This window comes from Mycobacterium kyorinense, assembly GCF_002101735.1.
GTDB lineage: Bacteria > Actinomycetota > Actinomycetes > Mycobacteriales > Mycobacteriaceae > Mycobacterium > Mycobacterium kyorinense.
Genome location: NZ_LQPE01000176.1, coordinates 22,761 through 45,180, shown reverse-complemented (window position 1 = coordinate 45,180; position 22,420 = coordinate 22,761). Strand labels below are relative to the sequence as shown.

Annotated in this window: 17 protein-coding genes; 5 read left to right on the top strand and 12 right to left on the bottom strand. The window is 66.7% G+C overall.

What is annotated here, in order from left to right:
* The first annotated feature begins 1 nt into the window (after position 1).
* Positions 2-802, top strand: a complete 801-nt coding sequence (locus AWC14_RS27265; RefSeq protein ID WP_045375207.1) for an MBL fold metallo-hydrolase — start codon at positions 2-4, stop codon at positions 800-802.
* Here the strand turns inward: AWC14_RS27265 and AWC14_RS27260 are convergent.
* From AWC14_RS27260 to AWC14_RS27255, 3 genes are read right to left on the bottom strand one after another with little or no spacing between them, the layout of a single operon-like run.
* Entirely contained in the window at positions 799-1,668 is an 870-nt protein-coding gene (locus AWC14_RS27260; protein WP_045375209.1) for an SGNH/GDSL hydrolase family protein, read from the bottom strand. The two genes, AWC14_RS27265 and AWC14_RS27260, sit on opposite strands and share 4 nt — an antisense overlap.
* A gap of 6 nt (positions 1,669-1,674) precedes the next feature.
* Positions 1,675-1,803, bottom strand: coding sequence for a hypothetical protein (locus tag AWC14_RS30030; RefSeq protein WP_268811691.1), 129 nt, complete (start codon positions 1,801-1,803; stop codon positions 1,675-1,677).
* Between the two features lie 43 nt (positions 1,804-1,846).
* Positions 1,847-5,053, bottom strand: a complete 3,207-nt coding sequence (locus AWC14_RS27255) for an arabinosyltransferase domain-containing protein (protein ID WP_045375211.1) — start codon at positions 5,051-5,053, stop codon at positions 1,847-1,849.
* A 113-nt stretch (positions 5,054-5,166) separates the two neighbouring features.
* Here AWC14_RS27255 and AWC14_RS27250 point away from each other — a divergent pair, with 113 nt between their 5' ends.
* The gene (locus AWC14_RS27250; RefSeq protein WP_081968011.1) at positions 5,167-6,351 is read left to right on the top strand and encodes an RNA-guided endonuclease InsQ/TnpB family protein; all 1,185 of its coding nucleotides are present in this window, start codon (positions 5,167-5,169) and stop codon (positions 6,349-6,351) included.
* A 46-nt stretch (positions 6,352-6,397) separates the two neighbouring features.
* Here AWC14_RS27250 and AWC14_RS27245 read toward each other — a convergent pair whose 3' ends face one another.
* The gene (locus tag AWC14_RS27245; RefSeq protein WP_045375214.1) at positions 6,398-9,676 is read right to left on the bottom strand and encodes an arabinosyltransferase domain-containing protein; all 3,279 of its coding nucleotides are present in this window, start codon (positions 9,674-9,676) and stop codon (positions 6,398-6,400) included.
* Positions 9,677-9,757: 81 nt separating this feature from the next.
* On the opposite strand from AWC14_RS27245, the gene AWC14_RS27240 reads away from it, so the two are divergent.
* The 3 genes from AWC14_RS27240 to AWC14_RS27230 all read left to right on the top strand — a co-directional run bounded on the left by AWC14_RS27240 (position 9,758) and on the right by AWC14_RS27230 (position 11,794).
* Positions 9,758-10,621 carry a hypothetical protein gene (locus AWC14_RS27240; protein ID WP_085241537.1) on the top strand — a complete coding sequence of 288 codons (864 nt, stop codon included), beginning with the start codon at positions 9,758-9,760 and terminating at the stop codon, positions 10,619-10,621.
* Between the two features lie 97 nt (positions 10,622-10,718).
* A complete protein-coding gene (locus AWC14_RS27235; protein WP_052425506.1) occupies positions 10,719-11,453 on the top strand; it encodes an EspA/EspE family type VII secretion system effector in 735 nt (244 codons plus the stop codon).
* 23 nt (positions 11,454-11,476) lie between these two features.
* Positions 11,477-11,794 carry an ESX-1 secretion-associated protein gene (locus tag AWC14_RS27230; protein WP_045375218.1) on the top strand — a complete coding sequence of 106 codons (318 nt, stop codon included), beginning with the start codon at positions 11,477-11,479 and terminating at the stop codon, positions 11,792-11,794.
* Positions 11,795-11,808: 14 nt separating this feature from the next.
* Here the strand turns inward: AWC14_RS27230 and AWC14_RS27225 are convergent, their stop codons facing one another.
* The 8 genes from AWC14_RS27225 to dprE1 form a co-directional block, all read right to left on the bottom strand.
* On the bottom strand, positions 11,809-12,036 hold the full coding sequence (locus AWC14_RS27225; RefSeq protein WP_045375220.1) for a hypothetical protein: 228 nt from the start codon (positions 12,034-12,036) through the stop codon (positions 11,809-11,811).
* Positions 12,037-12,058: 22 nt separating this feature from the next.
* Positions 12,059-12,337, bottom strand: coding sequence for a hypothetical protein (locus tag AWC14_RS27220; RefSeq protein WP_045375222.1), 279 nt, complete (start codon positions 12,335-12,337; stop codon positions 12,059-12,061).
* Positions 12,334-14,529, bottom strand: a complete 2,196-nt coding sequence (gene glgX, locus AWC14_RS27215; protein ID WP_045375224.1) for a glycogen debranching protein GlgX — start codon at positions 14,527-14,529, stop codon at positions 12,334-12,336. The genes AWC14_RS27220 and glgX overlap by 4 nt, the downstream gene beginning before the upstream one ends.
* An 82-nt stretch (positions 14,530-14,611) precedes the next feature.
* Positions 14,612-15,049, bottom strand: a complete 438-nt coding sequence (locus tag AWC14_RS27210) for an anti-sigma factor antagonist (protein WP_142281865.1) — start codon at positions 15,047-15,049, stop codon at positions 14,612-14,614.
* 152 nt (positions 15,050-15,201) lie between these two features.
* Positions 15,202-18,423, bottom strand: a complete 3,222-nt coding sequence (locus AWC14_RS27205; protein ID WP_085241536.1) for an arabinosyltransferase domain-containing protein — start codon at positions 18,421-18,423, stop codon at positions 15,202-15,204.
* Complete coding sequence (locus tag AWC14_RS27200) at positions 18,423-20,273, bottom strand: galactan 5-O-arabinofuranosyltransferase (protein WP_057003312.1); 1,851 nt, start codon at positions 20,271-20,273, stop codon at positions 18,423-18,425. Before AWC14_RS27200 ends, AWC14_RS27205 begins: the two co-directional genes overlap by 1 nt.
* 2 nt (positions 20,274-20,275) lie before the next feature.
* Positions 20,276-21,040 carry a decaprenylphospho-beta-D-erythro-pentofuranosid-2-ulose 2-reductase gene (gene dprE2 / locus AWC14_RS27195; RefSeq protein WP_045375228.1) on the bottom strand — a complete coding sequence of 255 codons (765 nt, stop codon included), beginning with the start codon at positions 21,038-21,040 and terminating at the stop codon, positions 20,276-20,278.
* On the bottom strand, positions 21,041-22,420 hold the full coding sequence (gene dprE1 / locus AWC14_RS27190) for a decaprenylphosphoryl-beta-D-ribose oxidase (RefSeq protein WP_045375230.1): 1,380 nt from the start codon (positions 22,418-22,420) through the stop codon (positions 21,041-21,043).

Genomic DNA, 22,420 nt, shown 5'->3' with positions numbered 1-22,420 from the left:
CATGAGGATTCGACGTTTGGGCTGGGCCGGTATCGAAGTGATCGCCCAGGGTGCGTCATTGGTCGTGGACTATGTGCACGATTTTCGGGTGCTGAGTTCGGTTCTGCCGAACGACCAATTCGTGGCGCCGACACAGCCCGGCCAGGCGTCGGCGGCACTGGTCACCCACCTGCATGGCGACCACACCGACGTTGCGGCCATCCAAACCGCCGTTGGCCCTCGCGGCCTGGTGCTGCGCCCGCCTCCCTTCGTCGGGTCCGATGAGGAAGCGGTCGCGACGGCCCCACAAGAAGACGACATTGCGGCAAGCACGCTCGACACCCGAGTCGTATCCGACTGGGAGCGAACCGAATTGGGGTCGTTCACCATCACCGCGGTCCCTGCCGTCGACGGCTTGGGTGATCCCCAGGTGGGCTGGGTTGTCCAGGCGGACGGCCGGCGAATCTTTCACGGCGGCGACACGCTGTTCCACGGCTACTGGTGGCTGATCGCGCACCGGACCGGCCCGGTCGACGTCGCTGTCCTGCCGATCAACGGTGCGAGAGTGAACTTCCCGGTACCACATCTGCAACCTGCGAGTGAACTGCCCGCCGACCTGACACCCGAACAAGCCGCGCAGGCTGCCGTCATCCTCGGCGCAAAGACATTGGTGCCCATGCACTTCGGTGTTAACCGCCCGCCGTACTATGTCGAAGAGGACAATCCGTTGACCAAACTGTGTATCGCAGCCGAAGCCAAATCTCTGCGAATCGTCAACCTCGAACCCGGTGAAACACTGGACGTCGCGGCGGTCCCGGTCTAGCGGCGAGCCAGCCAGTCGGCAAGAGCGTTGCCGACCGCGGCGGCGCCCATCGCGTTAGGGTGCAGCGGCGCAGCAGGATTGGCGGCCACAAACCCCTCGACATAACGCTGGTCGGGTGGCGCGCACATGTCGTGGCCGACGGACAGCTGTCGGGTGTCGAAGAAGTCGATCCCTTTGGCGGCCGCCAGCTGCATCTGCCGGTCGTCGAGCTCGTTGACTTTCGACTCGAAGTAGTCGGCGTCCGTGGGGAGGACGGGCTGGTCCGGGAAGCAGCCGCCGGGCCGGATGTAGGTCAGGTATCCGACCAGGACGATCCGCGCGGCGGGCGCCTTGGCGCGGACGTCGTCGATCATCGTGCCCCACACCGGAACCTGTGCGTTGATCGCCGCCGAGATGCTGTCCACGCCGTTGGTCACAAACCGCTGCGCACACGGCGGGGAATCCAGCGACGCGGCCCGGCACTGCGCGGCGTCACCGGCCAGCGCGACGTCGTTGCCGCCGATGGTGATCGTGATCAGCGTGGTGTCGGCGCCGACCGCGTCGATCTGCGGCGGCACCGGGCCGCTGGAGGTTGGTTGGGCCCGACTCGTGATGTCGTCGGTCGTCGCGCCGCTGCAGGTGACGTCGGTGAAGCTCGTCGCGCCGATGCGCCGGGCCAGTACCGACGGATAGTTGTGCGTCGACTTCTGGCAGCCGGGCGGCGGTGCTGGATCCGGCACGCCGGGCTCTGCCGCCGCCGAGTCGCCCATCGCGACGTAGTTGGGCTGGCCGGGCGATCCGGCTCCGGTGGGCGGCGGCGCGCCGCAGGCGAGCGCCAAGGCGCCAAGCACCGACACCGCGCCGATAGATGCCCAGCGTGGCGTCATGGTGCCTCAGTCCGACTTCTCGGCCTCCTGCTGCACCTTTTTGCCGGTCGCGGTGGTTTCCCGCAGTTCCTTTTTCGCCTCGCCGGCCTCGTCGGCCAGCTCTTCGACGGTTTCGTCGCCTTCTTCAGCACGCATCCCCACCGGCTACCCGCCACCGGCCGCCGCCAATCGGGATGGCTCAGGGCTTGATCCGGATCTGCCCTGGCGACCACCATCCGGTGCGGGTCGCGGTGCCGAGGTCGAGCTGGGCCGGTTGCGCGTTGACGATCGTGTCGAATTTACGCAGCGACCCCCAGTCGCGGCCCCAGTCTCGCGACAGGTAGGTGGCCATCACGTGCGCCCGCAGCAGCACGTCGGTGATGCCCAGCAGGCCGCCGTTGACGCCGTCCTCCCAGGTATCGGTGTCCTGCTTCTTGGCCATGTAGTCCGGGGTGATGCGGAACTTCGGGATGTCGGTGACGCCGTTGGCGTGCAGCATCGGCTGCTGGCATGGGAAGGCCATACCGACCGCCCAGTCCATCAGCACCGGCTGCGACGAGCCGACGTACTCCTGCAGCGAGCGCAGCTCCGGCACCCGCGGCGGCGTGACCGCGATCCAGTCCTCCGGAGTCAGCGACAGATCGTCGGCCACCACGCGGACGGCCACCGCGTCAGCGGGAATTTTGTCGCGGGCGAACCGCAGGTTGCGCCACGCCTTGGGCTGTTCGCCGTAAAGGTCGTCGGGCACCAGCCGCCCGGCCGGGGCCAGGTCGGCGCGGGCGTATTCCAGCACCACGGTTTGTCCGTCGGTATGACCGTGCAGCACGCTGTTGCCGGCGATCTTGCCCGCCGCCGTGACGACCACCAGCGGATGCCCGTCGTCGCGCTTGGGCAATTGATACCAGGCCGAGGCCAGCCGGCTCTCCTGCTGCGGCCCGGTGGTGTAACTGCCGGCCACCGGAACCCGAGCCGGGTCAAGGCCGTAGGGCAGCGGCACCCGGGAACCGTTGACGCCCGGTGCCTTGAGCTTGGTCGGGGCATCCCAGTCGTAGTCGACGCCGGGCTGCGGCGGTGACGCCATCCGAATCGCCTCGGCCACAGTGTGTTCCGGCACGCCGTCGGGGGTGAAGCCGACGGGGTTCACCCCGCCCAATGGGCCCAGCGAACCGTAGTCGCCGGGCAGCGCCGGCATGAAGCCGGCATTGGTGTCGGGTTCGACGAGCACGTCGTCGGCCAGCCCGCAGCCACCGGTGAACGCCCGCAGGTTGGCCCAGCCGTTGGAGTAGGTGGGGTACTGGCGGACGATCCCGGCGACCATCGACGCGACGAACACGCACACCATGAATCCCGCTGCGATCGGCACCGGCGCGGCTGTCAGCGCGCGGCCCAGCCGGCCCTCTCCGCGGTCGCGAGGGGCGAAATGCAGCCAGCTGGCATACACCGCAGTCAGCGCGAACAGAGCGAAAAAGATTGTGCTGATTGTGATTCCGTCGATCTTTGGCATCGCGCTGTTGAACGGCACGCCGTAGCTGGACACGTACCACCAGCCGTTGGTGGTGGCGAAGCACAACGCCAGCATGAAAAACACCGCCGCCACGAACGCCATCCGGTTGCGCGAACAGCGCAACACCTTGGACGAGACCAGCACGGTGGTCAGCGCCGCCATCGCCGCACCGACCGCGGCGAACAGGCCGAAGTGATGCACCCACTTGGTGGGGGTGAACATCAAGAAGAACATCGTGCCGAAGATGACGCCCATCAGGCGCCACGCCGGCCCGCGGGCCACACCCGGAACCCGCTTGCGGCGCAACATGATAAACAGCGCGGCGAGCAGGCACAGGAAGGTGATCAGGAAGCCGAACCGGCGTGACAGCGAGCCGTCGACGGTGGGCAGGATCAGATAGTAGTAGCGCAGGTTCTCGGTGTACCAGGCCTGGCTGGGCCCGATCGCGCCGCGAATCCTGGTGGCCTCGAACACCGTTGACAGGGTCTGGTCGGCGAACACCACCGGCAGGATCACGAAGCCGGCTGCCAGCAACGGCGCCACCAGCGGCCAGGTGCCGACAAGGCGATGCCGTCGCACCAGGATTCGCAGGATCGGGCGACCACCGGCGACCAATGCGGCCACCGCGATCAGGCCGGTGGGCTGGATCCCGAGCGTGAAAGCGGCGGCGACGATCGCCAGCGCCGCGGGCGTCATCCGCCCCGAGTACATCGACCGCTCGATCAGCACGTAGGTGATCAGCGACCCGACGGCGATGATGCCTTCGGGACGCAGACCGTTGTTGAACGGCATCCACGCCGCCAGCAGCACCAGGCCCGCCGCCCACAGCGCGGCCTTGCTCGACGCCACCGCGGGCCCCAGTCGGGGCAGCACCTCGCGGGACAGCAGCAGCCAGCACACCAGCCCGGCGACCAAGTCCGGCAACCGAATCCAGATGCTTTGGTCGCTGACATGGGTCATCAGCGCGAGCAGGTTGTAGTACCAGCCGAACGGGTCCTCGGGGCTGCCGAACCAACGGAAGTAGTTGGACATGTAGCCGGCGTGGTCGGCGACGCGGGCCATCCCCAGGATGTAGCCGTCGTCCGAGGAGTTGGCGCCGATCACGTGCCAGAGCAGGAACGCGAAGATCACCGTCGCGTCGGCCAGACTGAAACCGTGCCAGCGGCCCGGGATCAGCCGGCGCATCCGGCGCCCGTCCATCCGGTCCAGTCGCCACAACGCAATCAGTGCGACGACGGTCGAGGCGATCGCGAGCACGATCGCGGTGAGCTTCAAAATCGTTGGCTTGGTGGAGAATCGGGTGTCGATGGTCGCCGACAGCCGCAGCCCGGGCGGCGCCGGGCCGGTCAGGTCGGTAAACACCCCGACGATCTGCGGGCGCAGGTTGGGATCGGGGAAGCCCGACGGCTGCCCCGGTGGCCCGGGCAGCCCGACGAAGGTGGCGAAGGTGCCGGCATGTGTGGAGGTGATCTCGATGCGCTGACACTGGGCACCGGCCACGAGATTGCGTGGTGCGCTGGCGATCACCACGTTGCGGTCGGTGACGTCGACCCGTTGGCTGCTGACGTTGACGAACAGCCCCTGCAGCGAGGCGTCCTTGCCCTGCTTGGGCGCGGTGCCCAGCACCAGCCCGCCCTTTGGCGGCATCGTGTTCACCACGGAGCACGGCACAGTCACCGTCACCGAAACCGGCGTCTGCGAAATCAGCGGCGCCGTAACGTTTGTGAACTGTCCCTGTTGCGGCCAGTTCAGCGTGGCGGTGGTCTGCACGACGGGCAGCAGCGGCGTGGCGACCGACAGCACGAAGCCGATCAAGCCGGCGATCGTCGCGATCCAGCGCGCCACCTGAACATTGGCGGCGGTCTCGATGACGGGTGGCTCGGCCGCTCGGGTGATGGTCATCGGACCCCCTTCGACGGGAAACTCCAAGAGTTACACGCGGGAGGAACGCTGGTCCCGACCTGCGCAGGCTTGCGATCTCCAGTGTTGTCGGTGGTGGTGGCTAGCTTGCGAATATGTCTCGGTTCCGGTTGTTGCCCACACCTGCTCAGGAGGTGGGGTTGGTAGAGCATTGTCGGCATGCGCGGTTTGTTTGGAACCTGGCTGTGGAGCAGCAGCAGATGTGGCAGCCCGGACGGCACACCCCGGGTTACAACGACCAATGTGCCCAGTTGACCGAGATTCGTGGCGAATACAACTGGTTGGCCGCCGGGTCCCAAACTGTGCAGCAGCAGGCGCTGCGGGATTTCGCCCAGGCCATGCGCAACTTTTTCGCCCACACCCATCGCCGTCCGTCGTTTCGCAAGGCCGGCGTGCACGAAGGCTTCCGTCAGGTCGGGGTCAAACCCGGCCATATCGCCACGGTGAGTCGGCGTTATGGACGGGTATGGGTACCCAAGATCGGATGGGTCCGGTTCCGCTGCACCCGAACGGTGCCCTCGGGAGCAAAGTCGTATCGCGTCACCCGGGACCGGGCCGGACGGTGGCATATCGCCTTCGCCCACATCCCCGAGCCAATCCCAGGACCGGACGATACCAGCGTGGTCGGCATCGATCGGGGTGTGGCGGTCTCGGCGGCGCTGTCTACAGGCGAGCTGCTCCACACTCCTAGCCTGACGCCTGGTGAGCAAACCCGGCTGCGGCGGCTGCAACAACGCCTCGCCCGCGCCCAACGCGGCTCCAACCACCGAGCGCGCACCAAACTGGCGATCGCGAAACTCAAAGCACGTGAAACAGACCGGCGACGTGACTGGGTGGAGAAGACCACCACCGATCTGGCGCGCCGATTCAACACTATTCGGGTGGAAGACCTCGATGTGCGGGCGATGACCCGCTCGGCGCGCGGCACCGCGGAAAAACCGGGCGTGCGGGTCGCGCAGAAACGTGGGCTTAACCGCGCGATCAGGAATCAAGGGTGGGGTCGGCTGGTTGCCCGGCTCGACCACAAAGCCGCGGGACGCCTCGAACGGGTCCCTGCCGCCTACACGTCGCAACGATGCGCTGCCTGTGGGCACATCGCACCGGAAAACCGCAAGAGCCAAGCGGTCTTTTCGTGTGTGGCCTGCAAGACGGGGCCGTGCAACGCCGACGTGAACGCGGCTCGCAAAATCGCCGCCGGGCGGGCGGTGACAGCACAGGGAGACCTCGCCGTTGGGCGGTCTGCGAACTGTGAACCTCAACTCAGCTTTCCTGCTGCCTAAGTAGGTGGGATGGGTTGGAATCCCCAGACTTCGGTCTGGGTCAGCGTCATGGCAATGCTCGAATCGGTCCTTGTCGGCTCCAGCCGTAGACGGTGGCCACACCCTGCTCGATCACTGCGTTCGGCGCCCGATCAGCCGGCACGAATCGGTGATAGGCCTCCACCGACCCCCAGTCGCGGTACCAGTCGTCGCGCAGGTAGGTCGGGATGGTCGACGTCCACAGCAGCGCGGTGGTGAACAGGAACGGCCCGCCGTCCTCGGCCGACTGCCACAGGTTCGACGACGCGGCGGTCTGCTTGTGGTCGGGCAGGATCCGGTAGTCCGGAAGTTCCGCGACGCCAAGGTGTTCCGAGAACGGCCGCTGGCAGGGGAAGTTCGCGGCGGTCGCGATGTCCATCAGTACCGGCGCCTGCGACCCGATCAGCCGCTGCAGGGTTTGCAGCACCGGCACTCGCGGCGGGGTGAACGCGAACCACTGCTCGGAGCTCAGGTTGGGGTCGTAGGCGACGATGCGTGCCGCGTTGGCCTGGGGCGGGGCCGTCGTCAACGGGAACCGCAGGTTGCGCCACGCCGGCTGGGGGCCGAGGTCGATCGGATACACCTGGCCGAGGGGTTGCGTTGAGCCGTCGGGGTTTCGAACGCCCCATTCGAGTTTCAGCTGTTGGCCGTAGGAAAAGTCGCCGTCCTCCTTGTAGGACCAGATGGCGCCGGCGGCGGAGACGACGACGAGTGGCCGGTCCGGGGTTCGTGGCGGGAGTTGGTACCACGCCGAGGTGGCGGTGGCGGCCAGGCTGTTTTCGCCGTAGCTGCCCATGACCGGGGTGCGCGACGGGTCGAGGCCGAACGGCAGCGCCGCCCGCGACCCGTTTATCCCGACCGCGCCGTAGCCGCCGGCGGTGCCGGCCGAGTCGCTGATCGCGGCGTTGGGCTTGTTGGGCGAGGCGTCGGAATTGACCAGGCCCGGCTTGGACACCACCGGGTCCGACTGCAGGTCCTTGCCGACGCCGTTGGGGCTGAAGCCGACCGGGTTCACACCGCCCAGCGGCCCGGCCGGCCCGTACTGCTGACCCGGAAAGGGTTGCAGCAGACCGGCATTGGTGTCGGGCTCGGCCAGCACGTCGTCGGCCATCGCGCAGCTGGTGTTCGACAGGCCGGATTTCAGCGCGGCGAGGTTGGCCTTGGCGGTGGTGTACATCGGGTAGCGGACGGCGGCGGCCTTGGCCATCGAGCCCACTTCGGCGAGCACCATGATCGCGGCGACCGCCAGCAGCGGCGTGGAGGCCAGGATGCGGTTGCGCCGGGTGGGCGCGATTTCGGTGTGCCCGGCGTAGTCCATCCGGAAGTGCTGCCAGGCGGCCAGCAGGCCGGTGGCGATCGAGGCCGCCAGGAACATCGACGTCACCGGGTGGCTGGCGATGACCGGCTGGATGTCGAACCACGGCACCCCGTAGTTGCCGACGTAGAACCAGCCGTTGATGCCCGAGGTCGCCCAGGCCAGCACGAACAGCAGCCCGGTGATGTACAGCGTCAGGTTGCGGCGGCTGTGCAGGCCGACGCGGGCGAACGCGAACCCGGTGACTGCGCCCAGCGCGCCGGCCAGCCCGGCGAACGCGCCGAACTGCACCGCCCACTTCGTCGGCGTGAACGTCAGGAGCAAGAGGCCCGCGGCGGTGGTGCCGATCAGCCGCCACACCGCCCCGCTGGCCAGGCCCGCGACCCGGCCGCGGCGCAACAGCACGACCAGGGCGCCGAACAGGCAAAAGAACAGGATGAGCCAGGCGAACCGCCGCGTCATGGAGCCGTCGGCGTTGCTCTCCACGGTGACGAAGTAGTAACGCAGCCACTCCTGGTACCACGCGATCGTCGGGCCGACCTTGTATTTGATGCGCGCGGACTCGCCGACCGTCGCCAGCGTCTGCGACCGGAATACCACGACGGTGATCAGCGACAGCGACGCCGTCAGCACCGCGAGGGGCGCCAGGAGCCCGTCGGCCGGTCGGCGCGTGGCGATCATCCGGGCGATCGCCCGGGCGCCGGTCAGCAGCGCGGCCACCGCGATCAGCCCCTGCGGCGCCAGCGTCGCGGTCAGCATCGCCACGATGATCGCCACCGCCGCCGGCACCAGTCGGCGGGTGGCGATCGCGCTTTCCACCAGGGCCCAGGTGGCGATCACGCCCAGCGCGATCAGCGGCTCGGGCCGCAGACCGTTGTTGAACGGCAGCCAGGCGGCCAGGAACACCGCACCGGCCGTCCACACCGCGACGCGGTTGGACGCCAGGCCGCCTTTACCGGGACCCAGCCGGCGCAGCGCGTAGCGGCTGATGATCAGCCAGCAGATGATCCCGGCCAGCGTGGCCGGCAGGCGCATCCATACCCCGGCGGTGCTCACCGTGGCCAGGTGCGCCAGCACCGCCTGATACCAGTCGAACGGCGCTTCGGTGGTCCCGAAGAACCGGTAGTAGTTCGCCAGGTAGCCGGCCTGTCGGGAGACCCGGGCGATGGTCAGGTTGTAGCCGTCGTCGGAGGATGTGGCGCCGATGACGTGCCAGAGCAGCAGGGTTCCGACGACGCCGGTGTCGGCGAGCCACGTGGCGACACCGGCCCGCCAGATGTGCCGCCAGTTGCGAGGCGCGCGACGGCCGGAGTGCCGGTCCAGGATGCCGAGTGCGACGATCGCGGCCAGCACGGACAGCGCGCCCAGGCCCATCACGGCCTTCTTCAGCATGGTGGGGGCGGTGATGAACCGGGTGTCGATGTCGACGCGGACCGACAACCCCGGCTGGGCGGGCACTTTGAGGTCGGTGAAGACGCCGCCGACCTGCGGCTTCTTCTCGGATGCCAGTTTGCCGGCGGCGCCGGGGATCCCGACGAAATCCGCGTTGGCTCCGCCGGCGTCGGCCCAGATGTGCAGCACGCTGCAGGCGCCGGTGGCGATTGCGGGGCGAGGCGCGACCGCGGCCACCGTGTCGCGGAACGCGACGACGACGGTGTCCTTGTTGGCGCGGACGAACAGCCCGTTCTTGCCGGTTTCGAAACCGTCTGCCGGGAGGGTCGAGAGCACCAGGCCACCGGACGCGGGCAGGGTGGCGATCGCCGGGCACGGGATGGAGATGTCCAGCGACCGCGGCGCGCCGGATACCAGCGGCGCGGTGATGTCGGTGACGTGACCGTCTTTGCTGCCCTGCGGCCAGAGAACCGTTGCGGTGGTCTGCTTGACGGGAAGCAGTGGCACCACGCCGCACAGCAGCACCCCGGCGATTCCCGCGACGACGGCGATGAGCCGCGCGATCCGCTGCGTCGATCGCTCATCGTCGTCGTGGGGCACGAGGGTCGATCGTAGGCGACGGTGTTAAGGCTGCTGACGATGCTGCCCGGAGCGGCGGACCACCGGCGATAAACTCCGACCGTGACCGACCCGCACGCGAGTCATGACGGCTCCACCGACGGTGACCACGACCTTGATCTCATGGCGGCCGACCAAGCGAACGACAGAGCCCGGCAGAACCGAATACTAAGAAGGCTTGCGCTGTCTTTGTTGGGTGGCGGCACAGCTTTGTGTGCGGGTGGGGCACTCATCGCTGGGCTTCATGGCAAATATTGGCTCGCCGGACTGCTTGTGGGCTTAGCGGTCTTTTGGCTCATCCCATTTTTTCAGTGGCTGTACATGGCAAGGTTCGTACCTCGCGGAACAGCGGACTCGACGGGAACCACGCTTCGCCCCGATCGCCGCTTCGACATGCTTGCCGCGGTGTTGCTCGTGGTCGGCGTCGTCGTCTGGGGATCTTGGGCTGTTCTGGGGTACTTGGGTGTATTGCTTGTCGGCGTCCCTGAAGAAATACGACGCATGTATCTCTTTATTTCCGCTGCCACCGCCGTGGTGTGCGCCGTTTTTGTGTGGTTGACGATCAAACGCCGCGGCAGCGGCTTCCTGCAACTGTCCCCGCGGGGATTCGTGTTCGCGCAGGGCCTTTGGGCGCAGAAGGGCGAGTGGTCGGAGGTCGCCGCGGTCTCCGATGTGTCTCCGGTGCGGTGGTACGGTCGGGGTCCGTTCAAACTCACTTTCGTCCATGCGTACGCGTTGTGCCCCATCACCATGGTGATGGCTAACGGTAGGACTCCGTCGGTGAAGCAGGCAGGTTGGTACGCCACCGATGGCGACGCACTCCGGGAGCTGGTGCGATTCTATTGGCTCCACCCCGAGTACCGGGTGGAGCTGACCGACGACCGGGCTCTGCGGCGGTTGCAGGAGGCTCGGTTTGAGCTTGGCTGAATCCCAGGTGGCTTCGCCCGAATTTCGTGTGCAGTACCCATTCCACGGCTTGCTAGCCTGAGCGATAACCGCGTTAGCGTCTGACGATGGGATTGGCGTGGGCGACCTTAGGGATATCTACGAGAGTTTCAACTTTTGGAAGGGTCTCGTCTACGACCACCCGCAAGGCGTCAAGAAAGACACCGCGTGGTCGCTGACAGGAATCGGTGCTGACTTCGTCGGTTTCACCCACACTATCGGCCTGCAGATCGGCGAAAAGCTGGAGGCCGCAATCCCGGAAGCCGCAGCGCTGCCGGTCATCCAGGGCGGGCTGTTGGCCATGATGGCAATGGCCAACACGCTCGGTTTCGGTGACCCGGAGACCGGGAACGGATTCGCCGAGGGCGCCAATGCGTTCAACCGCATCGGCGAAACGCTGGGATCTACCCATCCACCGGACAGCTGGGAGGGGTCCGCGTCGGAAACATACGGCGAGCGAAACAAAGAGCAGCAGCAGCGCGCGGCCGAGATGGCGGAAAACGACAAGACGGTGAGGGAAGTCCTTCATCGTGAGGCCGAGCAGGTCGAGAAAACACGGGAAACACTAGACCACAACGCGACCGCGCTGACACTGTCCATCATCCCGGCGTTACTGGCACTCGCCATCCCGGTGGGCGGCGAAGTCGCTTCGATGGCCGTCCAAGTCGCTGCCGTCGCCGGAACAATTCCTCCCTGCGTTAAGGCGGTCACGCAGATGACTTCCGATGCTGCGCACAACGCGACGTTGATCCGGCGGGCCGGAGCCGGATATGACAGCATCGCGTCAGACGCGCATCCGACCGGCGCTCAGTAGTTCAGCGCAGAAAGGAATTACGTATGGGCGGCGAATTACAGGTCACTTCTGGGGATTTGCGCAAGCTGTCGAGTCAGCACCGGCAGGTCGCCACCGACGTCGCCTCAGCGGATATGGCGACTCGGGGCACCGGTGTGAATGTCGGAAGCTCGCACGGTTTGGTTTGCTCGCTGACCACTGCGGCGGTGTTGGCCGCCGAGCAGTCCCGCACGAAGGCGGCGAAGGCCATGCAAGCGGTGTCGCACGACCTTGCCGGGAAACTGGATTCAGCCGCTTCCGAATACGACACCACTGACCGGCAAGAACGAGGCAACCTCGACGGGCAGATGCATCCGGGTTAGCGCCACACGCTCCGTCACTTCTTGCTGGGAATGATGATGACGACGATCAGCGTGATGATGCTGAAGAACAGACCCAGGATGCCCCAACCAAATGGGTTGCGCCCCTTCATGCCGGCGATCAGCGCGCACACGATCGCGGCGATGATGCTTCCGATCGCGACGAAAATCCCCTTGATCCCGCGCAGAATGAGTCCCGCGGCTTGGGGATCGGACTGGGCGGCGAGAACCAGCGAGTGCAACATGCGAACCTTCTTTCAGGGGTGATCAGCCGTGTGGCGCCTCGGAGATCTTGCTGTCTTGCTTGCCGACCGTTTGGCAATAGGTCGTCACAGACAGCCGAGTCGTCGAGATCTGCAGTTCGCTGGGCTCAGATCCGTTCTTGTCCTTCAGCATCTTGCTGATTTCTTCGTTCTGCTTCTTCTCGTCCTGAGTGGTGAAGTCCTTGCACTTGGTGTCGCCGCCGGTGTTCACGACTTGTGAGGCAGAGCATCCGCTGAACAACAACATGATGACCGCTATCGCGGCGCAGGCAATGGGTTTCATCGGTGACCTTTCTGTGGTTGGTGTCGATCGAAAGCGCCTATGTCGCCGGGAAGTTCAGAGGCTTGCAGCACCACCATCGCGCGGGACTGCACCGGAACGGTGGTGCCGCATTCCCGCGGATTGCCGTCCGCATCGGCGGTCGCGGTGTCGAGCACGACCTGCCAGGCCGGGCTGAAGTCCCGCGCGGGCAGCATGAAATCGATCGGCTCGTGGTGGGCGTTGAAGCATAGGAAGAACGAGTCGTCGCTCACCCGTTCGCCGCGAGCATCGCGGTCGGGGATCCCCAAGCCGTTGAGGTACACGGCGATCGCCTTACCGAAACCGGCGTCCCAGTCGTCGTCGCTCATCTCCGATCCGTCGGGCTTGAACCAGGAGATGTCCGGCAGGCCCTGCGCGCCGCGGCGGCGCACCGGCCGCCCGTCGAAGAAATGGCGGCGGCGAAAGATCGGATGCGCGCCACGCAGCGCTGACACCGACGCCGTGAAATCGATGAGTTCGGCGTCGGCCTTGTCCCACTGAATCCACGTCGTCTCGTTGTCCTGGCAAAACCCGTTGTTGTTGCCGCCTTGGGAGCGGCCCAGTTCGTCGCCGTGGCAGATCATCGGAACGCCTTGGGACAACAGCAGAGTGGCCAGAAAATTACGTTGCTGACGCGACCGCAGCGCGTTGATCTCGGAGTCGTCCGTCGGCCCCTCGACCCCGCAGTTCCACGATCTGTTGTGGGATTCGCCGTCCCGGTTGTCCTCGCCGTTGGCCTCGTTGTGTTTTTCGTTGTAAGACACCAGGTCTCGTAGCGTGAAGCCGTCGTGGGCGGTGACGAAGTTGATCGACGCCACCGGCCGGCGCGCGGTGCGCTCGTAGAGATCCGCCGATCCGGTCAGCCGAGAGGCGTATTCGCCGAGGGTGGCCGGTTCCCCGCGCCAGTAGTCGCGCACGGTATCGCGATACTTGCCATTCCATTCGGTCCACTGCGGCGGGAAGTTGCCGACTTGGTAGCCGCCGGGGCCGACGTCCCACGGTTCGGCGATCAGCTTGACCTGGCTGACAGTCGGATCCTGTTGCACCAGTTCGAAAAAGGTGGACAGCCGATCGACGTCGTAGAACTCGCGGGCCAGTGTGGAGGCCAGATCGAAGCGAAACCCGTCGACGTGCATCTCGGTCACCCAGTACCGCAGCGAGTCCATGATCAGTTGCAGGCAGTGCGGGTGGCGGACGTTGAGGCTGTTGCCGCAGCCGGTGTAGTCCATGTAGTAGCGCGGCTCGTCGTCGACCAGTCGGTAGTAGGCCGCGTTGTCGAGCCCGCGCATGCAGATTGTGGGCCCAAGGTGGTTGCCCTCGGCGGTGTGGTTGTAGACCACGTCCAAGATGACCTCGATGCCGGCTTCGTGCAGCGTGCGCACCATGGTCTTGAACTCGTTGACCTGACTGCCGGGGCCGCCGCTCGACCCGTATTTGAAATCCGGGGCGAAGAACCCAATGCTGTTGTAGCCCCAATAGTTCGACAACCCTTTGTCGAGCAGCGTCGAATCGTTCGCGAAGTGGTGCACCGGCATCAGCTCGATCGCCGTGATGCCCAATTTCTGCAGATGCTCGATGATGACCGGATGGGCGATACCGGCGTACTTTCCGCGTAGCGGCGCCGGGATGTCGGGATGGCTTTGGGTCAGCCCCTTGACGTGTGCCTCGTAGATGACGGTATCCGCGTAGGCGTGGCGGGGCGGGCGGTCGGCGTCCCAGTCGAAAAACGGGTTGATCACCACCGATTTCGGCATGTGCGCAGCCGAGTCCTGGTCGTTGCGGCTGTCCGGATCGCCGAAGGTGTAACCGAACAGCGACTGATCCCACTCGAAGTTGCCGTCGATCGCGCGGGCGTAGGGATCCAGCAACAACTTGTTCGGATTGCAGCGGTGGCCTGCCGCCGGATCGTAGGGACCATGTACCCGGTATCCGTACCGCTGGCCGGGCGCAACGTCCGGCAGAAAGGCATGCCAGACGAACCCGTCGACTTCGGTCAGCGCCACCCTGGTCTCTTCGCCGTCGTCGGCGAAAAGACACAGCTCCACAGCTTCGGCCGCCTCGCTAAAGATCGCGAAGTTGGTGCCCGAGCCGTCATACGTCGCACCCAATGGGTAGGCGTCCCCCGGCCAGCGCCGCAACGCCAGGTCGATTGCCGAGCTGGTCATTTCGCTCATCGATGAATCCCGACTCCCCCGTCCGGCGTCGCCACAGCAGCCGGGACCGAATACCCCGCGTGGGCGACCGTAAACCGGGGAGCTACCGGACGTCGCCCGTGAGCTGCGACATCGCCGCCTCGAGCATCGTCTCGACGCGCAGCAGCTGCGCCAATCCGCAGGCAGCGACGGCTCGGGTGGTTTCGGGCCGGGTGCTGACCAGGCACACCCGCACCCCGCGGTGCTGACACCGCTGGGCCTCGTGCGCCAGCATGGCGTAGGCGCTGGCGCCGATGAAGTCGAGGTCGCTGACGTCGACCACAAACGGCCCCGGTGCGACGGCGGTGACGGCCATGTTGGTCAGCAGGCGCTGCCACTCCGCCTCATTGCTGGCGTCGACCTCGCCGCCGACGCAGACAATCACCGCCGAGCCGTTACGCTCGGTGGTCGCTCGCAGCATGCGTTGGGTGCCCGCCAATGGCGTTGTTTGCCAGGCGATCGACGCATCGGGGAAACGAGAACTCTCAGTATCGGGGCCCATGATGCCTTCTTGGTAGTGCGGGTCATTGATCGATGCCCGTCCTACACATCTGAAGACAGACCAAGGTTTCTAGTAGCTGAGGTCCGGATAACCAACGACAGTTTAGAGGGTCGGATCCCTGCACGGGCAAGGGTTCGCTCGCGCTTTCGTGGTCATGTCTTGCGCAGCGGCGCCGGGCTCCACAACCCACTGCGAGTGGCCGTGCCCAGGTCCAGGCGAGCCGGGGTTGCGTCCGGGTAGTACGGCGTCAACTGCTGCAGCGCGCCCCAGTCGCGGAACCAGTCGTCCTTCAGATAGGTCGACACGGTGGTGGCGCGGTCCAGCAACTCGGTGACACCCAGCGGCCCACCGCCGTTGTTGTCCATCACCGGCGAGTTGGCCTCGGCGCCGAACCGGTCCGGCAGGATCCGCCACTTGGGTGCCTCGATGACGCCGTTTTGATGACCGAACGGCCGCTGGCAGGGAAACGCCAGACCGACCAGCCAGTCCAGCAGCACCGGATCGGTCGAGCCGACCACCTGCTGCAGCGTGCGCAGCCGCGGAATGCGCGGCGGCGTCACCGCAATCCAATGCTGCGGCGCCAGGTCGTCGTCGGTGGCGACCACCCGCACCTGGGTGGCGCCGTCGGGGAGCGCCGCCAGCGGCGCACGGAGGTTGCGCCACGCCGGTGCCGCTCCGACATCAGCGAATCCCATTGAGCCGGCTGGTTTTCCGTCATCGCCGGCCCACTGCACCTGCACCTCGCCGGGGTCGAACCGGCCCGCCGCCGACACCACCAGCAGCGGCCCGACCTCGTTCCTCGGCGGCAGCCGATACCAGGCAGAGCGCAGCAGCGCCGGCACCTGCGCGCCGGAGCGCCAGCTGCCCAGCACCGGGGTGCGGGCCGGGTCGAGGTTGTACGGCACCCGTGCCCGCGACCCGTTGATGCCCGGCGCGGCGGTGGTGCCGCCTTCGGTGCCGGCCTCGCTGCTGGTGACCATGCCGTCGTCGCTCACGAAACTGCGGTCGCCGGGTCGTTCCATCACCGGGTCGGCGGACACATCGGCGGGAATCCCGTTGGGGTCGAAGCCTTCCGCGAAGGCGGCGCCCAGCGAGTCCTTGAGCGGTGCCCCGACCGGCGTCAGCATGCCGGCGTTGGGGTCCTGCTCCACCAGCACGTCGTCGGCCATCCCGCAGGTCTTGCCAGCCAGAGCCTCCAGATTGGAGCGGCCCACCGACCACGCCGGGTATTGGTCGGTCATGCCCAGCGTCAGCGACAGCACCTCGAAGAAGACCAAGAACCAGGCGGCAATCCCCAACGGCGACTGCACAATTCGTGGCAGGCGGCGCGGCGACGACTCGCCGTTGTTGACGAAGTGGAACCACGCCGCGACCAGCAGCACCGCGACCGTCAGGCCGAGCAGCACGGTGGTGAAGCCAAAGTGCCACTCCGGGAACGCGTTTGACCACGGCACGCCGAAATTCGAGACATACCACCAGCCGTTGACGCTGGCGAACGACAGCGCGACCACGAACAGCACCAGCGCGGCGAACATGGTGCGGTTGCGCCGCGAGCGCATGGCTGCTGCCGTCACGGCGACGGCGGCGAGCGCGCCCAGCGAACCGGCCAGCCCGGCGAACACCCCGAAGTGGTGAGTCCACTTGGTGGGGGTGAACATCATCGCGATGAACGAGATGATCGTGATGCCGATGATGCGCCGGCTGGGTCCGGCGGCGGTGCCCGGAATTCTGCCCTTGCGCAACGACATTGCCACCGACACCGCCAGCGCGACCAGCAGCGCCAGCACCGCGAAGCGACGGGCCACCGACCCGTCGGGGCTGGCCATGAACAGCCGCTCGTAGCGGATGTGCTCGTCGAACCAGCTCAGGCTGGGTCCGACGGCGGACTTGAGCATGTTGGCCTGGATCTCGCCGGCGAACGTCTGGTCCCGGAAGATCAGGATCACGGTGACGCTCACCGCGGCCAGGATCGGCGCGACCAGCGGCAGCACGCCGAAGCGTTTGGTGCGGCGGTGCAGGATCGTGCGCAGCGGGCCGATCGCCACCAGCAGCGCCCCGATCGACGCGATGCCCGTCGGCCCGGAGAACAGGGTCAGCGCGCCGATGATGCAGGCGATCGCCACGGGCAGCAGCCGGCTGGTGGCCACCGCCCGCTCCACCGAACACCAGGTCAGCAAGATGCCCAGCGCGATGATCGGCTCGGGCCGCAACCCGTTGTTCAGCGGCAGCCAGAACGCCAGGAACACGCCGGCCGCCGTCCACGCCGCGGCGCGGCTGTGCTTGACGGCGTCACCGAGCCGCGGAATGACCTCGCGGCTGATCACCCACCAGCAGGCCAGCGCCATCAGCAGCGTGGGTAGCCGCATCCAGATGCTGGCGGTGGTGACGTGCGCCCACAGCGCCAGCAGGTCGTAGTACCAGCCGAACGGCGCCTCCGGGGTGCCGAACCAGCGGTAGTAGTTCGCCATGTAGCCGGCATGCTCGGACACCCGGGCCATGGTCAGGATGTAGCCGTCGTCGGCGGTGTTGGCCCCGACGAAATGCCACCACACCAGTACCGCCGCGACCAGGGCGTCGAGCCCGGTAACCGACCACCACCGCGGCGGCAGGAACCGGCGGTGCCGGGTGGAGTCGGAGGTGTCCAGGATGTGCAGCGCGACCAGCGCGGCGATCGTCAAGGCGACCCCGAGGATCATCGCGCCCAGCTTCAGCGGTGTCGGCGCACTGCTGTAGCGGGTGTCGATCGTCGCCGAGAACGTCAGGCCGGGCGGCGCGGGTCCGGACAGGTCGGTGAAGACGCCGACGATTTGTGGGCGGAAGTCGTAGCCGCCGCGCTCGCCACGCAGCGCCTGACCGGGATGCTCGGCGTTGGGGCCTTGCCGGAGCCCGACGAATTCGCCGATGACCTTGTCGGCGTGCGCGGTGAAGGTCAGCTTCCGGCAGGCCGGACCTAGTACCTGGGTCAGCGGGGCCACCACCACCGGTGTGTTGCGGACGATGACCAACAGGTCGTCGTTGACCCGCTCGATCAACAGCCCGCGGTCGACGGCTTTCGGGGCCTGCTTGGGCACGGTGGACAACAGCACCGTCTTGGTTTTGCTCAGCTCGGCCGCGGCCTGGCACGGAATCGCGATGTTCAGGTCGGTGGCCACGTAGCCGATCAGCGGCGCGTCGACGCTGGCAAGCACACCGTTTTGCGGCCAGTTCAGTTCCGCGGTGGTCTGTTTGACCGGCAGCAGCGGAGTGGCGAGCGCCAGCAATGTCCCGAGCAGACCGGCGACGACGGCGACGACACGGGCGGCCCGATAGTTTGCTCCCGTGTCGTCCACGGGGCTAGATCGTAGTTGCCCGGTCTGGGCGGTCTCGGTGGCCATCAGCGCGCGGTCCGGACGGCTAGCACGAAGGGCCCGATGTCTTTGACGGTGAAGCGCGGGTCGGCGAACAGTGCGGCTTTGAAGTCCACCGTGTAGCGACGCACGTTGGGCTGGTTGGGGTAGACGTCTTCGGCCAGCCGCAGCGTGTAGGTGTCGTTGGCGCCGCGGCGCATCAGGAAGACGGTCGGCGGCTGCCAGGGCAGCGTGTCGAGGGCGTGGACGAGTTGGTCGGCCCTCTTGAGTTTCGACCAGGCCTTGATGGCCGCGGCCCGCTTGTCGAACTGTGCCAGCGGGTTGGCGTAGTGCGACGTCAACCCCTGGAAACCCCAGTAGGGGTAGTACGACAGGAAGCTGTAATCGGCTGTCAGCACGACGGTTTCGTCGCGCGGCGTGCGGGTTAGCTGGGCGATGGTGGCGTCGATGGCGGGATAGTACTTCTCGGCGCTGGGCGGGCGGCGATCGCCGCGGTGGCCGTGGCCGTCGGTGTCGGTGTAGGCGATGGTGATGTCGGCCCGCAGCACGCCGGGAATGTCCTGGCTGAACCCGATCGCGCCGGCCAGCCCGAGGGCAACCGCCACCGGCAGCACGCTGCGGCTGCGCCCGGCCAGCGCGCGGGTTCCTTCGATGAAGCCGAACGCCCCGGCCGCGGCCAGCAGCACGGTCAGCGTCGGCTGCAGCCGAAACGACAGCAGCGTGGTCCGCGCCAGCGTGGTCAGCATCGACAGCAGCGACCACAGGTAGACGGCGACCACGCCGATCGCCAGGGCGCCGGCCCGCGTCGACGTGCGAGCGCGCACCACCAGCCACAGCGTGCCGAGCATGCACAGCGCGCCCAGCAGGGTGAACTGCAGCATCGGGAAGGTCAGCTCGGCGCCGTCGGCCGGCAGGTAGTGGAAGGCGCTGCCGGTATTGCTGACCGGATCACGCGCGACGCGCAGCGCGAACGGCAGCCAGGTGGTCGCCCCGATAACCGCTGCGACGACGGCGATGACGGCCAGCCGGATCAGCGGGTCGATACGCCGCCGGGCTGCGGCCACCAATACCGCCATCAGGGTCACCGTGAACGCGCTGAACACAAACAGCAAGGTGTAGAAGGTGGCGGTGAAGCCGAGGAAGATCCCGGCGCCGATCACCGCCGCCCAGCCGGCGTGGGCCGCACGCTCGCCAGCCCGCAGCCCCGACCACGTCAGAACCAGCACCGGCGGCAGCAGCACCGTGATCATCGCCGAGTACGGTTCGGGGGAGCCGTAGGCCAGCGTCACCGCGGCGGTGGCGGCCGTCACGGCCAACGCGTATTCGAAGCGGATCATCCGCCACCACAACACCAGCGCCACCGCGACCGCGATCGTGATCGAGGTGATCGCCCACGGCTTGTACATCTCCCAGGCCGGTGTTCCGGTCAGCGCGGCGACGCGTCCACCGATCCAGAACCAGCCGGGCGGATAGAACGGCGGCAGGCCTTTGTAGGTCATGTCGGCCAGGGCGGAGCTGTCGGTGAGCCGGGTCAGGTATTCGGTGCGGAATTGCTGGTCGACCGAGATGCCGTGCAGGTAGAGCTTGGTGGCGCCCAGCGGCATGCCCAGCGTCACCACCGAGAACGCCGACACGAATACCAGCCCGCCGAGCTGTGCCAGCCAGCGCGCTGTGCCGCGCCGCCACCACCAGCCGACTGCGAGGAGCCCGACGAGGCAGCCGACCTGGCCCACTGTGGTCAGGGCGTGCAGTTGGTTCGACGACGGGTAGGCCGGCCAGTTCACGCTGGCGATGGCTCGCAGCGAAATCACCGCGACCGCACCGGCCACCGCGACGGCGAGCAGCATCTGGCCGATGGTGGCCAGCGCGTTCCGCATGCTCAGATGGGTAGCTTGCGGAAGATGGGCCGCGGGATGTGTCGCAACACCATCATCACATAGCGGAATGCTCCTGGCGCCCAAACTAATTCCTTACCTTTCGCGGATGCGGTGACCGCGAGGTTGGCGACGTACTCTTTGTCGACGGTCAATGGCGCTTCTTTGATGTGGGCGCTCATCCGGGTCCGCACCTGACCGGGCCGGATCACCAGAACCCGAACGCCGTACTCGCGCAACGCCTCACCGAGGCCGAGGTAGAAGCCGTCCAGTCCGGCTTTGGTGGAGCCGTAGACGAAGTTGGAGCGTCGGACCCGTTCGCCGGCGGCCGAGCTCATCGCGATGATCTGGCCGAAGCCCTGAGCGCGCATCTTCTCGCCGAGCAGCACACCCACCGAAACCGCTGCGGTGTAGTTGACTTCGGCGATCTGCACCGCTTTGCGCTGGTTCTGCCAGAGTTCTTCGGCGTCGCCGAGAAGCCCGAAGGCGACGATCGCGACGTCGACATCGCCGTCGGCGAAGGCCTGCTCGATCACCGTGGGGTGGCTGTCGGTGTCGACCGCGTCGAAGTCGATGACTTCGACCGCTTTGGCGCCGGCGGCTTTCATCTGTGCCACCGCGTCGTCGCGGCCCGGGTCGTCGGGCATGCAGGCCAACACAATCCGGGCGTGCGCGTTCTGCAGGTAGCGCTCGCAGATCGCAAGACCGATTTCGGAGGTTCCCCCGAGCAGCAGGATGGTCTGCGGATTACCAACGGCGTCAAAGACCATCTACAGCAGCTCCAAACGTCGGGCCATGTCGGATACGAACACACCGGTCGGATCGACCTTGCGGCGCACCGCAATCCACTCGTCGATGCGCGGATACATGGCATGGAACATCTCCGCGGTGGTGCGGGAATCCTTGGCGGTGTAGACCCGGCCGCCGAATTCCAGGACGCGACGGTCGAGTTCATTCAGAAATGCGCCCAGCCCGGGCTTGATCTGGAAGTCGACGCAGACGTTCCAACCGGGAATCGGAAAGCTCAGCGGCGCTTGGTTGCTCGGGCCGAATAGCTTGAACACGTTGAGGAACGAGTAGTGGCCCGACTTCTGGATATCGTACATGATGCCCTTGAACTCCTCGACGGCGTCGGTGGGCACCACGAATTGGTACTGGCCGAAACCGGCAGGACCGTAAGCACGGTTCCACTCTCCGACCATGTCGAGCGGGTGGTAGAACTGCGTGAGGTTTTGGGCTTTGCCCCGATACTTCCCGGCCTTGCGGTACCACAGCTCGGTCATTGTGCCAAAGATCAGCTTGTTACCCAGGCCGCTCGGAAAAATGTCAGGCGTTGTAAAGTATTGTGGCGCATCGAATTTAAGTGGATTCTTCTGCAGCTTCTTGGGTAATTGATCCACGGTTGCCAGGGAGCCCCTTGAAATCACGGCGCGCCCGAGCTTGGGCGGCGGGCTGATCGCGTCGAACCAGGCAGACGAGTAGGTGTAGTTGGCCTCGCTGCCGTCGCTGTGGAACGCGATGGTCTCGTCGAGGCCGGCGGTGACGTCGCCGTCGGCGATGAAATACGCCGTCTCGGTTGGGGTCATCTCGACGGTGGCACGCAGCACGATGCCGGTCAGCCCGTTGCCGCCCACGGTTGCCCAGAACAGCTCGGCGTCCTCGCCGTCGGGCGTCAGACGGCGGATTTCTCCGGAGGCGGTCAGCAGATCCATCGACCGCACATGCTGACCGAAGCTGCCCGCGCTGTGGTGGTTCTTGCCGTGGATGTCGCAGGCGATCGCGCCGCCGATGGTGACCTGCCGGGTGCCGGGCAGCACCGGCACCCACAACCCGAATGGCAGCGCGGCCTTCATCAGCTGGTCGAGGTTGACTCCCGCGTCGACGTCGACCAGGCGGGTGTCGGCGTCCATCGAGTGGATGCGGTTGAGCGCCGTCATGTCGATGACCAGCCCGCCGCCGTTTTGCGCGTTGTCGCCGTAGGAGCGGCCCAGTCCGCGGGCGATCACGCCGCGCCCGCCGGCATCGGCCACCTGGGCCACGGCCTCGGCGATCACCTCGGGATCGGGCGTGGACAGCACCTGCGCCACCGACGGCGCGGTGCGGCCCCAGCCGGTCAGCCGCTTCGTGGTGGTGGGAAACCTGGAAGACAT

Bases quoted from the DNA above. Each gene is read 5' to 3' on its own strand.
- AWC14_RS27225 (WP_045375220.1), bottom strand. From the start codon at position 12,036: ATGTTGCACTCGCTGGTTCTCGCCGCCCAGTCCGATCCCCAAGCCGCG.
- AWC14_RS30030 (WP_268811691.1), bottom strand. From the start codon at position 1,803: ATGCGTGCTGAAGAAGGCGACGAAACCGTCGAAGAGCTGGCCGACGAG.
- AWC14_RS27260 (WP_045375209.1), bottom strand. From the start codon at position 1,668: ATGACGCCACGCTGGGCATCTATCGGCGCGGTGTCGGTGCTTGGCGCC.
- AWC14_RS27220 (WP_045375222.1), bottom strand. From the start codon at position 12,337: ATGAAACCCATTGCCTGCGCCGCGATAGCGGTCATCATGTTGTTGTTC.
- AWC14_RS27255 (WP_045375211.1), bottom strand. From the start codon at position 5,053: ATGACCATCACCCGAGCGGCCGAGCCACCCGTCATCGAGACCGCCGCC.
- dprE1 (WP_045375230.1), bottom strand. From the start codon at position 22,420: ATGTCTTCCAGGTTTCCCACCACCACGAAGCGGCTGACCGGCTGGGGC.
- AWC14_RS27210 (WP_142281865.1), bottom strand. From the start codon at position 15,049: ATGGGCCCCGATACTGAGAGTTCTCGTTTCCCCGATGCGTCGATCGCC.
- AWC14_RS27200 (WP_057003312.1), bottom strand. From the start codon at position 20,273: ATGCGGAACGCGCTGGCCACCATCGGCCAGATGCTGCTCGCCGTCGCG.
- AWC14_RS27250 (WP_081968011.1), top strand. From the start codon at position 5,167: ATGTCTCGGTTCCGGTTGTTGCCCACACCTGCTCAGGAGGTGGGGTTG.
- AWC14_RS27205 (WP_085241536.1), bottom strand. From the start codon at position 18,423: ATGGCCACCGAGACCGCCCAGACCGGGCAACTACGATCTAGCCCCGTG.
- dprE2 (WP_045375228.1), bottom strand. From the start codon at position 21,040: ATGGTCTTTGACGCCGTTGGTAATCCGCAGACCATCCTGCTGCTCGGG.
- AWC14_RS27265 (WP_045375207.1), top strand. From the start codon at position 2: ATGAGGATTCGACGTTTGGGCTGGGCCGGTATCGAAGTGATCGCCCAG.
- AWC14_RS27230 (WP_045375218.1), top strand. From the start codon at position 11,477: ATGGGCGGCGAATTACAGGTCACTTCTGGGGATTTGCGCAAGCTGTCG.
- glgX (WP_045375224.1), bottom strand. From the start codon at position 14,529: ATGAGCGAAATGACCAGCTCGGCAATCGACCTGGCGTTGCGGCGCTGG.